Annotated in this window: 11 protein-coding genes; 3 read left to right on the plus strand and 8 right to left on the minus strand. The window is 65.3% G+C overall.

The window, feature by feature from the left end; genetic code table 11:
- From HMPREF3151_RS00285 to trmB, 7 genes are all read right to left on the minus strand, one after another.
- The coding region (locus tag HMPREF3151_RS00285; RefSeq protein WP_070472127.1) for a DUF3054 domain-containing protein at positions 1 to 335 on the minus strand (335 nt) is incomplete at its 3' end.
- A 29-nt stretch (positions 336 to 364) separates the two neighbouring features.
- Positions 365 to 1,651 (minus strand): SAM-dependent methyltransferase, encoded by a 1,287-nt coding sequence (locus HMPREF3151_RS00290; RefSeq protein ID WP_141741243.1) that lies wholly within the window; start codon positions 1,649 to 1,651, stop codon positions 365 to 367.
- 16 nt (positions 1,652 to 1,667) lie between these two features.
- Positions 1,668 to 3,119 (minus strand): FAD-binding oxidoreductase, encoded by a 1,452-nt coding sequence (locus HMPREF3151_RS00295; RefSeq protein ID WP_246815156.1) that lies wholly within the window; start codon positions 3,117 to 3,119, stop codon positions 1,668 to 1,670.
- A 58-nt stretch (positions 3,120 to 3,177) separates the two neighbouring features.
- Positions 3,178 to 4,173, minus strand: coding sequence for a lysylphosphatidylglycerol synthase transmembrane domain-containing protein (locus HMPREF3151_RS00300; protein ID WP_083290085.1), 996 nt, complete (start codon positions 4,171 to 4,173; stop codon positions 3,178 to 3,180).
- Complete coding sequence (locus HMPREF3151_RS00305) at positions 4,163 to 6,478, minus strand: MMPL family transporter (RefSeq protein WP_070471997.1); 2,316 nt, start codon at positions 6,476 to 6,478, stop codon at positions 4,163 to 4,165. Before HMPREF3151_RS00305 ends, HMPREF3151_RS00300 begins: the two co-directional genes overlap by 11 nt.
- 10 nt (positions 6,479 to 6,488) lie before the next feature.
- A complete protein-coding gene (locus HMPREF3151_RS00310; RefSeq protein ID WP_070471998.1) occupies positions 6,489 to 7,163 on the minus strand; it encodes an NYN domain-containing protein in 675 nt (224 codons plus the stop codon).
- Between the two features lie 2 nt (positions 7,164 to 7,165).
- The gene (gene trmB, locus HMPREF3151_RS00315) at positions 7,166 to 7,936 is read right to left on the minus strand and encodes a tRNA (guanosine(46)-N7)-methyltransferase TrmB (protein ID WP_070472133.1); all 771 of its coding nucleotides are present in this window, start codon (positions 7,934 to 7,936) and stop codon (positions 7,166 to 7,168) included.
- A 274-nt stretch (positions 7,937 to 8,210) separates the two neighbouring features.
- Here trmB and HMPREF3151_RS00320 point away from each other — a divergent pair, with 274 nt between their 5' ends.
- Together HMPREF3151_RS00320 and HMPREF3151_RS11700 are read left to right on the plus strand one after the other, a co-directional pair.
- Positions 8,211 to 10,037, plus strand: coding sequence for a phosphoenolpyruvate carboxykinase (GTP) (locus tag HMPREF3151_RS00320; protein WP_070472000.1), 1,827 nt, complete (start codon positions 8,211 to 8,213; stop codon positions 10,035 to 10,037).
- Positions 10,038 to 10,210: 173 nt separating this feature from the next.
- On the plus strand, positions 10,211 to 10,951 hold the full coding sequence (locus tag HMPREF3151_RS11700; RefSeq protein WP_141741244.1) for a hypothetical protein: 741 nt from the start codon (positions 10,211 to 10,213) through the stop codon (positions 10,949 to 10,951).
- Here the strand turns inward: HMPREF3151_RS11700 and HMPREF3151_RS00330 are convergent.
- Complete coding sequence (locus HMPREF3151_RS00330; RefSeq protein ID WP_070472003.1) at positions 10,948 to 11,691, minus strand: class I SAM-dependent methyltransferase; 744 nt, start codon at positions 11,689 to 11,691, stop codon at positions 10,948 to 10,950. The genes HMPREF3151_RS11700 and HMPREF3151_RS00330 overlap by 4 nt on opposite strands.
- Before the next feature lie 35 nt (positions 11,692 to 11,726).
- Here HMPREF3151_RS00330 and HMPREF3151_RS00335 point away from each other — a divergent pair, with 35 nt between their 5' ends.
- Positions 11,727 to 12,017 (plus strand): type II toxin-antitoxin system Phd/YefM family antitoxin, encoded by a 291-nt coding sequence (locus tag HMPREF3151_RS00335; protein WP_070472005.1) that lies wholly within the window; start codon positions 11,727 to 11,729, stop codon positions 12,015 to 12,017.

The following is a 12,017-nucleotide window of genomic DNA, read 5'->3' on the forward strand; positions in this document are numbered from 1 at the left end:
TATTTGCGCACGAGCTTGGCTACGCCGCGCCAGCCCAGCATGAGCAGTGCGGACATCACCGTGGCCACGATGATGAACGACCAGTGGGGGATCGCCTGATTGCGAATGCCCCAGATCACCAGGCCGGTGACCACGGTGACAATCCAGATGAGTCCGCCCTTGTTTTCGCGGGAAATCAGCCAGCCGAGTGTGACACCAAGGGCGAAGGGCCACAGGGTGGACAGCCAGCCGGAGAAGTTGAACGGCATATCGTCGGACTGGTGCGCCGCGCGCGCCAGGAAGGCGAAGGCGGCGATGGCGACGTAGTCGGTGGCGATGGCGTAAGGCTTGGAGATAGTGTTGCGCATGCCAGCCACTCTAGAACCTAGAACACCGAGTCGTTCCACCACCGGCGTTCAGGCGTGCCGGCGCGGGAGCCGTCGCTAGCAAGCTTGATGCCCACGACCTGGTGCAGCTCGACGACGTCGTGCTCGAAGCCCCATTCCGAACCCGCCATATACATGCCCCACAGCTTGGCGGTGTTCATGCCGACCAGCGAGACCGCCTCGTCCCAGTTGGCCTTGAGGTTTTCGCACCAGTCACGCAGCGTGCGCATGTAATCGAAGCGGATGTTCTCTTCGTGGAAGACCTCGAAGCCGTGGTCCTGCATCTCGTGGATGATCGTGCCGGAGCCGGTGAGCTCGCCGTCTGGGAAGATGTAGCGGTTGATGAAGTCGCCCTGCGACGTCTTGTGGTTGTCCGGGTAAGTGATGCAGTGGTTGACCATCACGCCGCCCGGGCGTAGCTTGTCGGCGAGAAACTCAAAGTAGGAGGCGTAGTTCTTCACCCCGATGTGCTCGAGCAAGCCAATGGAGGAGATGCCGTCGAAGCCGGTTTCGGTGACGTCGCGGTAGTCCAGGAAGCGCACCTCCGCGAGGTCCTCCAGACCCTCCTCCTTGATCTTCGCCTGCGCCCACTCTGCCTGCTCCTTCGAGAGGGTGACGCCGAGGGACTTCACGCCCTGGCGGGCTGCGTAACGCACCATTGAGCCCCAGCCGCAGCCGACGTCGAGGTGCTTGTCACCGGGTTTAAGGTTCAACTTCTCAAAGACGAGGCGGAACTTGTTTTCCTGCGCCTCGTCGAGCGTGGCGTCCGGAGTGGGGTAGTAAGCGCAGGTGTAGGCCATAGAGTCGCCGAGGAACAGTTCGTAGAAGTCGTTGCCTACGTCGTAGTGGGACGAAATAACCTGGGCGTCGCGTTCCTTCGAGTGCGGGGCGAGGCCCTGGCGGATGGTGCGCTCGAGCCAGGACGCTTGCTCCGCCTCCGGAATTGGCTGGATCTGCAGTGCGCCCATGGAACGCAGGGAGCGCGCGATGCGCACGAGCTCGCGCGGGTTCGGGCGCTTGTAGTTGTTGTAGAGGGTGCGCATGTCGTCGAAGACGTCGTAGGGGTGCGCCAGGTGCGCGCCTTCAACAGTCAGACCGTCGGTGACCCAGGCGCGGGCGAGTCCGACATCGCCGGGGTGGGTGACGATGTAGGACAGGCCCTCGGGGCTGTTCACCTTCACGGTGTGCTTGGCATCTGCCGGGCCTGTCGAGGAGCCGTCGAAGGCTTCCCATTTGAACGGCGTGCCACTGGGGAAGAGGGTGTCGACGATATCTGCGACGGTCATGTGCATGGTCATTCTCCTACGCGTTTTCCACTGTTTTCTCGTAGAGGCCCGGGAAGCGCCGGTCCGGGTCGTACTGGGCCTTCATGCGCTCCGGTAGATCCCCGCCGTAGAGACGCTCGAACTCGGTGCGGTCGTAGAACGCCTCTGAGTACAGGGACTTATGCCCGCCGAGATCGGAGACCTTTCGCTCAATGACCCTGTTGAAGGCCCCCGGCTTCACCTCCGGTACGCCGGACCAGAAGCCGACGTTCACCCAGGTCGTCCCCGGCTCGAGGGGGTAGAGCGGCCACGGTGCCTGGGCGTCCAGCCCGACGCCAGCCAGCGTTTCGACGCCGTCGCGCAGCCGGATTGGACACAGCCAGACCGGTTCGATGTCGCTGGCTTTGAAGAACCAGTCGAGGAACTCGGCGACCTGTGTGTCCCGCACCTCGATGTCTTGCACAACTCGCTCAGTGCGCGGCAGACCCTTCGGCTTCTTCAGGAACCGGTACTCGAGGTCGTACTTCTTGTCCAGGCCCACGAGCTTCCAATAGAACGCGCTGCGGCGCAGCTCGCGCGGCCAGAGTTTGCGCACCTTCGGGTTCTGGGTGCCGAAGGCGCGGGAGCACCAGAACCAGTCGGTGTCCCAGCGCCAGATGTAGTCGCGGACGGTGAGGAAGTCGTGGTGCACTCCGGACGGGTGCTGCAGCGAGCGGTAGTACACGGCATCGCGCGTGTAGTCGGACGTTCCCGGCGCTTGGCCCACCTGGAAGGCGCAGACTAGGTACTGCTCGGTGGGGGAGAACGCGACGGCGTCGAGGCCGTGCAGGGCGCGCCCGGCCCATTCACCGGTGGCGGCAGCGTCGGCGAGGGCGTCCTGGAAGGCCGTGAGGTCGTCGTAGCGCACATGCTGGAGCTCGACAAACGGCTCAACCTCTTCCAGCTCGATGGTGAGGCGCACCGCGTAGCCAAGCGAGCCGTACGAGTTCGGGAACGCGCGGAAGAGCGCGACGTTTTCGTCGCGCGAACAGGTGACGATGTCGCCGGTGCCCACGAGCACGTCCATCTCGAGCACGGACTCGTGCGGCAGACCGTTGCGGAAGGAGGTGGACTCCACGCCCATGCCGGAAACTGCGCCGCCGAGAGTAATAGTTTTTAGCTGCGGCACCACCAATGGCGCGAGGCCGTACGGCAGGGTGGCGTCGACGAGGTCCTCATAGGTGCACATACCCTGCACGTCGGCTGTTTTCGTCACCGGGTCGACGGCGATGACGCCGCGCAGGCCCTCTACATCGAGTCCGGCGCTCCCCGCGTCGCGGGAGCGGAAGAGGTTCGACGTCTTCTTGGCCAGGCGCACCCGCTGGCCGTCCGGCACCCGCCGGAAGCTATCCAGGAGCGCGGCGACCCCCTCCTCGTGCGCGTGCCAGCCGACCGGCAAGACGCGTTCGAAATCCACGCTGCGACCGTAAAGCATGCTGGAAACGCTCATGTAGGGCCACCTTAGACCCATTTTGCGTACGGTGCGCAAGTGAAAACGTCACGCCAGCTCAAACAGCGTCGCCGGCGGACGGTCGCCCGACCATGAAGCCACGACCCGCGTACACCGCGGCGTAGACCACCCACCCGATAGCCGTGATGAGCAGGAACGACACCGCCCGGTACGCCACCGTCGCGGCGGTCGCGTGGGCCAGCGGCAACCCCGCGGCGACGAGCATGCCCAAGGCCACGGGCTCCACCGTGCCGAGCCCACCGGGCGTGACCTGGGCCGAGCCGGCCAGCTTGGTCATGATGAACGCCAGGCACACCCCGGCAAGCGGCACGCCCTGGCCGGCCACGGCCCACACTGAGAAGACCATCGTGGCCAGGTCTAACAGCCGGTTCGTAAGCGACAGCCCCGCCGCGCCGAAAAACGCCGGCGCGGAGATGCGGATCGCGGAGACCTGGTCGATCACGTCCACGACCCGCCCGCGCACCTTCTCCGGAAGAAACCGCACCCAGCGCTTCAGCACCGCCGGATGCAATGTCGCCCAGAACACCGCCGCGATCGTCGCCAGCGCGGCCGCCAGCGACGCCACCAGCGACCACACGGACAGCTCCGCGCCCAAAAGCGCCACCGCGACCACGCCGATGAGCACCATCCACACCGTCGACAGCGCGCCGGAGACCACGAAGAACCAGCCGCACAGCCCCACCGACGCGCCCCAGGACCGGTGCACCCGAAACGTCAGCCACGCCGACAGCGCAGGCCCGCCCGGCACCGTGGTGGACCAGGCGTTGGAGGCGAACACGATCGCGTTCGTGCGCGCCACTCCCGTAATGCGACCCTCCACGTTGAGCAGGATCTGCATCACCGCGGCCATCGCCGCCAGCGACAGCACCGCCGTGGCCACCGCGAACAGCAGCGGGCCTGTCGACGCCGCGCCGACCGCCCTCCACGCCTCCCCGAAAAACGGCATCTCGTCGCGCAACACCACCAGCACGACCACCATGATGGCCACGGGCGCGAGCCAGCGCAGCCACTGGCGCCACGTGTTAGCGCTCAAGTTCCTTCTTCTTCAGCTGCTCCAGCGCCTGGCGTGCGCGGCGCTCCTCCAGGTCGCGCATGAGCTGGGTAAACGGAACCAGCGAGGCGTCCTCGGACACCGACACTCCCGCGCGGCCGGGTTGCGTGTCGGGCACCATGTGGGCGATGGAGGTTTCGGTGCGCGGTGGCGTCGATAGGCTTGAGCCCTCCCCGAACGCGCCGGCCAGGCGCTTGACCCAGCGCGGCGCCCACCAGCTGTCCTCGCGCAGCAAGTGCATCACCGCGGGCACGAACAGCAGGCGGATCAGGGTGGCGTCGAGCGCGAGCGAGAAGATCATGCCGTAGGCGATGTACTTCATCATCACAATCTCGCTGAGCGCGAAGGCGGCGGCGACGACGATCATGATGAGCGCCGCGGCGGTGATGATGCCGCCGGTGTGCGCGGTGCCGCGCTTGATCGCCTCGTCGGTGCTTTCGCCGTCCTGGCGCGCCTCGACCATGCGCGAGACCAGGAAGACCTCGTAGTCCGTGGACAGGCCGTAGAGGATGGAGATGATCAGCACCAGGATCGGGCTCATTAGCGGACCCGGGGTGAAGTTCAGCGCGCCGGCGCCGAGGCCGTCGACGAACACGGCGGTGAGGAAGCCGAGCGTGGCGCCGATACCGAGCACGTTCATGATCACGGCCTTCGCCGGCAGGATCACGGAGCCGAACACTAGCGCCATCAGCAGGAACGTGGCGATGACCATGTACAGCGCCATCCACGGCAGGCGTTTCAGCAGCGCCTCGATGGACTCGGTTTCCATCGCCGGGGTGCCTGCGACGTAGGTCTCGACGCCCTCGGGGGTGTCGATGTTTCGCAATTGCTTCACGACGTTCGCGCCCCCGGCCCTATCCGCCAACGGGGCGGAAAGCACCGTGGTGCCGTCCTGCGTGGCGTGCGCGGGTTTGAGCGGCGCGGCCAGGCCCTCGACCTGGCGGGTCTGCATCACGATGTCCACGAGCTGCTGGTTGTCCGCGCCGGTGACCACGAGCTTGACCGGGTCGGTGCGGAAGGCGGGGAACTCCTCGTTGAACTCGTCCTGGGCCTGGCGGGTGGCCTGGCTCGGCGGCAGGTACGTCTCGTTGATGCCGCCGAAGGTGATGCCCACGATCGGCACGGTGAGCAGGAGCAACAGGGCCGCACAGCCGACCACGACGGCCTTGGCGTGGCGCATCGCCCACGCCGGAATCTTGTACCACACGGTGTCCGCAACGGCTCCTTCGTCGCCGCTGCGGGAAGAGCGACGACGCACCGACCACATGTCGATCTTGGGGCCAAGCATGCCGAACAGCGCCGGCAGCACCGCCACGGAGATCACGGCGGCGAGCAGCACCGCGCTCATCGCGCCGTAGGCCACGGATTTGAGGAAGGCCTGCGGGAACATCAGCAGCCCGGACAGGGCCACGCCCACCATCAGCGCGGAGAAGAACACCGTCTTGCCGGCGGTGTTTGTGGTCACCGCCACCGCCTCCTCGACGTCCGCGCCGCGGTCCAGCTCCTCGCGGAAGCGCGAAACCATGAACAGGCCGTAGTCGATGGCCAGGCCCAGGCCCAGCAGCGTGATGATGGACTGCGAGAAGATGTTCACCTGCTGGTACTGCGCCAGCACCGACAGCAGCGACAGTGAGCCGATGATGGACAATATGCCCACGATCAGCGGCATCGCCGCAGCGACCACGCCGCCGAAAACGAACAGCAGGATGACGGCCACGAACACCAGGCCGATCTTCTCAGCGCGGGCGATGTCGGCGGCCATGCCCTCGTCCAGCGCGTCGGCCACCGCGGTCGCGCCGGCGACCTGCACGGTCGCGCCCGGCAGCTCCATCGCCTCGAGCGCGGGCTTGATGGTGCGGAAGTCCTTCAGCGTCTGCTCGCCGTCGCCCTTGAGCCCGATCGCCGCGAACGCCTTCGTGTGCTCGGCGTTGACCAGCTGCGGGTTGGGGCGCTCGAAATAGCTGGTGACGTGGGCGATTTCGTCGGGATGTTGCTCGCGCAGGGAGTTCAGCTGGGCGTTGGCTTCGCCGAGAAGCTCTTGCCTGTCGACGCCCTCCGGAGAGCTCACCAGCACAATCACATCGCCCGAGTTGTCGCGGCCGAACGTCTCCTGCTCGATCGCGGCGGCGGTGGTCGAGTCCGCGCCCGGGTCCTCCCAGCCCTCCTGGGACAGGCGCTCGCCCAGCTTCGAGCCGAACAGCACCTGCATGGCCAGGATGAGCACGATGACCACCAGCGGGATGATCCGGCGGTGGCGGAACGCGAAACGGCCCCACTTGTAAAACATCTCCGGCCTCCTAGTCGCGGGTGTTGTGCAGCAGGGAGCGCAGCGGGCGGAACGGCTGCAGCCACGCGCCGCCGTCCGGCAGCCGGTCCAGGTTCACCCGCGGCAGCGGGTTCTGGAACACGCCCGGGATGTCCTCCAGGTCCACGAAATCCACATCCGGGGAGTTCACCGCCCAGGAGGCGTGCTCGTGGAAGCCGAGGACGGTCACGGGGATGTCGGCGTCGACGAGCTCGAGCAGCGGCTCCTGGAAATTCTGTCCGTCCGCCGAGGCAACCACGACGCCCTGCAGCACGCCCTCGTCGCGGCGGCGGTCGATGTGGGCCAGCATGTCCTGGTCCACGTCCGAATCCTCGTCGCTCTTCGGCTTGGCAAACACCGCGAAACCGACGTTGCGCAGCGCTTCCACCCACGGGCGGATGGAATCCGCGCCGCCGGCCGAGACATTGGTGAACACCGTCGCCTCCGGCTCAATGTCGCGGCCGAGGTCGTCGGCGCGGGCTTCGGCTTCGCTGATAAGCCAGCGCCCAATCGCGTCGAAGCGGGGACGGTGCGCCGCAGTCGGGCGCCCGCCTAAGATCGCGCCGAGGCCCATGTCCAGGTTCGGCGCGTCCCACACCAGCAGCAGACTCTCCGGGCCGGCGGGCGCGCCAGGGGTGTACGGGTGCGACAGCGCTTGCAGATCCATGGCTACTTCTTCTCCCACAGGTACTCGCGGATCACGTGATCCTTGTCCAGACCTTTGCCTTCGAACTTAGTGATCACCTGCCGGTCCGTGAGCAGCGGCGCTTCCGCCCATGGCCAGCCCTTGTACTCCAGCATCGGTTCCACGTTCACCAGCTCGTCGATCCACTCGGCGTAATCTGCGTGGTCCGTGGCCACGTGCAGCACGCCGCCCGGCTTCAAGCGCGTGGCGATCAGGTTCAGGGTGCCGGACTGGATGATGCGGCGTTTGTGGTGGCGCGCCTTCGGCCACGGGTCCGGGAAGAAGATGCGCACGCCGTCGAGGGACTCCTCGCCGAACATGCGGGCCAGCACCTCCACGCCGTCGCCGCGCACCATGCGGATGTTGTCGATGCCGCCGCGCACCACCGAGCCGAGCAACTTGGCCAGGCCCGGCTTGTACAGCTCCACGGCGATGACGTTCGTGTCCGCCTCCAGCGGCGCCATCGCGGCGGTGGAGGTGCCGGTCCCGGAGCCGATCTCCAGGATCGTGGGGTGGCCGGAGCGGCCGAACCACTCGTCGACGTCGATGCGTTCGTCCGACCCTTCCGCCAGCACGCGGCCCAGGCGCGGCCAGTGTTCGTCGAACAGGGCCTCCTGATTCTCGGTGAGGGTGCCGCGGCGGAAGGTCACGGAACCCAGGCGCGGGTAATCCAGGCCGGTGTCGAACTCGGTTTGCAGCGGGCGGCCCGCTGGCAATTCGCCCGTTCCGGGGCGGAAATTTTCAGTATTATTCATCACGTTTATTGTCCACATGAACAGGGCAAACGCAAGCTCCGTGAGGCACCCCCGGAGGCGTCGTAAAGCAAAGGCTCAAGAACGGGCGACGGGGGGTAGGGTGCCACCCCCGTTTCTTGCAAAGGTCGTGCTCGGGCCAGCTGGTTATATCCAGCGTGCGCAAATTGGTCGGAACTTTTGGCCAGATGAACGCCCGTTTCGATACTCTTGGGGCGCAACAACGATGAATTTCGCACGCGCACTGGCCATAACCAGTTACACAAGGAGTACCTAAATGACCGCCGAAATCAAGCGCCTGGAGGGGAACAACCCCACCGACAACGAAAAGCTTATCGCTTGGATCAACGAGGCGGTCGAACTTTTCCAACCTGACAAGGTCGTCTTCGTCGACGGCTCCCAGGAAGAATGGGACCGCCTCACCGCCGAACTCGTCGACGCAGGCACCCTGATCAAGCTCAACGAGGAAAAGCGCCCCAACTCCTTCCTCGCCCGCTCCAACCCGTCCGACGTCGCACGCGTGGAATCCCGCACCTTCATCTCCACCGAGAACGAGGAAGACGCAGGCCCGACCAACAACTGGATGAAGCCGGCAGCACTCAAGGAAGAGATGCTGGAGCACTTCACAGGCTCCATGCGCGGCCGCACCATGTACGTCGTGCCGTTCTGCATGGGCCCCATCTCCGACCCGGACCCGAAGCTCGGCGTGCAGCTGACCGACTCGGCCTACGTCGTGCTCTCCATGCGCATCATGACCCGCATGGGCGCCCAAGCGCTGGAGAAGATCCAGGGTGAGAACTTCGTGCACTGCCTCCACTCCGTCGGCGCCCCGCTTGAGCCGGGCCAGGAGGACGTGGCGTGGCCGTGCAACGACACCAAGTACATCTCCCAGTTCCCGGAGACCAAGGAGATCTGGTCCTACGGCTCCGGCTACGGCGGCAACGCCATCCTGGCCAAGAAGTGCTACGCACTGCGCATCGCATCCGTGATGGCGAAGGAAGAGGGCTGGATGGCCGAGCACATGCTCATTCTCAAGCTCACCTCGCCTGAGGGCAAGGCCTACCACGTCGCCGCCGCCTTCCCGTCTGCGTGCGGCAAGACCAACCTGGCCATGATCACCCCGACGCTGGACGGCTGGAAGGCCGAGGTGGTCGGCGACGACATCGCCTGGATGCACCTGCGCGAGGACGGCCTGTATGCCGTGAACCCGGAGAACGGCTTCTTCGGCGTCGCGCCGGGCACCAACTACGCCTCCAACCCGATTGCTATGAAGAGCATGGAGCCGGGCAACATCCTGTTCACCAACGTCGCGCTCACCGACGACGGCGACGTCTGGTGGGAAGGCATGGACGGCGAGGCGCCCGCCCACCTCATCGACTGGCGCGGCGAGGACTGGACACCGGAGTCCTCCTCCAAGGCCGCCCACCCGAACTCTCGCTACTGCGTGGCCATCGAGCAGTGCCCGGCCGCCGCACCGGAGTTCAACGACTGGCAGGGTGTGAAGATCGACGCCATCCTCTTCGGCGGTCGTCGCCCGGACACCGTGCCGCTGGTCACCCAGGCCCACAACTGGGAGCACGGCACCATGATCGGCGCGATGCTCTCCTCTGGCCAGACCGCCGCCTCCGCGGAAGCGAAGGTCGGATCCCTGCGCCACGACCCGATGGCCATGCTGCCGTTCATGGGCTACAACGTGGGCGACTACTTCCAGCACTGGCTGGACATGGGCGAAAAGGGCGGCGACCGCATGCCAGAGATCTTCCTGGTCAACTGGTTCCGCCGCGGCGACGACGACCGCTTCCTGTGGCCGGGCTTCGGCGACAACTCCCGCGTGCTCAAGTGGGTCATCGATCGCATCGAGGGCAAGGTCGACGCCGACGAGACCGTGGTCGGCTACACCGCCCGCGCTGAAGACCTGGACCTGACCGGCCTGGACACCCCGATCGAGGACGTGCGCGAGGCGCTCACCGCAGACCCGGAGCTGTGGAAGGAAGACGTCGCGGACTCCCGTCGCTACCTCGAGGGCCTCGGTTCCCGCGTGCCGCAGGAGATCTTCGACCAGCTGAAGAAGCTGGACGAGCGCATCCAGGCTGCAGCGAAGTAAGCGCTTGAGTAGCACAGCAGTGATGTTGTATCATTGCTGTTGGAAAACTTCAGACAGGATCTGTTGTTAATTTTGCAGAAAACCCGCCGAAAGGCGGGTTTTTTGTTACCGTTACCTGCATGAATGGTGGGATGCTTCGGGGGCTTAGCAGTGCACGGGTGCACTCATACCGCATGGCCATTGTGGGGGAGACAGGCCGTAGCGCGAACTCTGTTTCTGACCGCTCCGTTCAGTCCTTGTACCTGTGGCAAAGCGCGGTGGCATCGGCTTGGTACGAGGCTCTCTCGATTTTTGAGCCTGTACTGCGCAACCGTATTGATTGCGAACTCAGAAAATGGAATCAAGCTCAAGGCAATAGCGAGGACTGGTTGGAGGATCCAGCTCAGCCGCTAAAGAAAGCGGTCAGCCGAATGGCTTCAGACGCGAGGAACGCCGCAGAGAGCAGCGCGCGTCGCAGACCGCGAAATCATCCGCGGTTTAGTGCTCCGATAACCTTGGATGACCGAATTTCGCAGCTTTCATTCGGCAATATCAGCTCACTATTCCCCTTGCAGGCCCCGCGTAGCCGCTCGAATTTCGCCAGTGGGTTCTCAGCGAAGGAGAACCTGTGGATACATGCTCTCTCCGGTGGGTTTCCGGGATTGACTGAAAAACTCGTAAGCGCGCACCGATCAAGCATTCATCCTCTTGTTCCAGTTCAGGTGGAGAGCGGGTACGCCGTCGCGGTAGCGCTCGAGCAGCTACGTCGGTTGAGAAACCGTGTGAGCCATCAGGAACAAATACTCAACGTTGACCATCAAGAACGATTGGCTGATATGTACGCGTTGGTTCATGCGATGTCTCCCCAGACACTCGGGGTGATGAAGAAAATGGATCGGGTGCAACGTAATTTGCTGCTGCGGCCGCGTTTTTAACCCTTGCGCAGCACGAGCACGAGGTTCGACACCGCGAACTCGCGCAGCACGGGCACGCGGGTGACCCACCACGCCCACCACGGGTGGTAACGGGGGAATGTGGCCGCGAGCTGGCCGGTGGCCTCCGCCCAGGCGAGGCCCTCGCGCGCGGAGACGGCAAACAGGGACTCGCCGAAGATGTTCTTCGGGTCGCGGCCGTGCACCTTTGCGTATCGACGGCGCGCGTACTCCCCGCCTACGTAGTGCTGCCACAGGCCTGTCTCGTGCCCGCCGAACGGCCCGAGCCACACCGTGTAGCTGAGCACCACCAGCCCGCCGGGTTTGGCCACGCGCAGCATCTCGTCGCCCATGGCTTGCCAGTTCGGGATGTGCTCGGCGACGTTGGAGGCGTACACCACGTCGAAGGAGTCGTCGGCGAAGGGTAGGGCCGCACCGTCGCCGCGCACGGAACCGAAGCCGGAGATCCCTGCGGCGGACATTTCAGAGGCGTCCGGCTCTAGGCCCACGTAGAAGCAGTCCGAGAAGGCGTCGGCGAAGTAGCCGGGCCCGCCGCCGACGTCTAACACGGATGCGCCGGTGACGGGGGTGTCAAGGAGGTCGTGCGAGAGGGCGTCGAGAAGCGAACGCGTGTCGCGGGCGAGCATGGAGTAGAAGATGCGCGGGCGGAACTGCTCGTAGGAAAACGCGCGCAACAGCCGGAGCGAGCGGGAAAGTGTGGCCATCCGGCGGGTACGGTGCATAGGCATACCGTAGCAACCGTGCTACAGTGCAGTGCATGGCCACGCCGGAATACGACGAATCGCTGGTTGAACGCAGGATATCGCAGCGCGAACTACGCAACGATTCCGCGCGGATCCTGCGCGCGGTGCGGGCGGGGCACAGCTTCGTGGTCACCAACAACGGCGAACCAGTGGGGCGACTTGTGCCTCTTGACGAGCCGAAACCGCGGCTGGCCATCACACGCCCCGCCACCCGTGTCGGCGGCTGGCTGGACCTTCCGGTGGAGCCGACGGAAGGCGAACCGTTGGCCGAGATGCTCGATGATATGCGCGAGGACCGCTTCTAG

The organism is Corynebacterium sp. HMSC05H05, from assembly GCF_001807265.1.
Taxonomy (GTDB): domain Bacteria; phylum Actinomycetota; class Actinomycetes; order Mycobacteriales; family Mycobacteriaceae; genus Corynebacterium.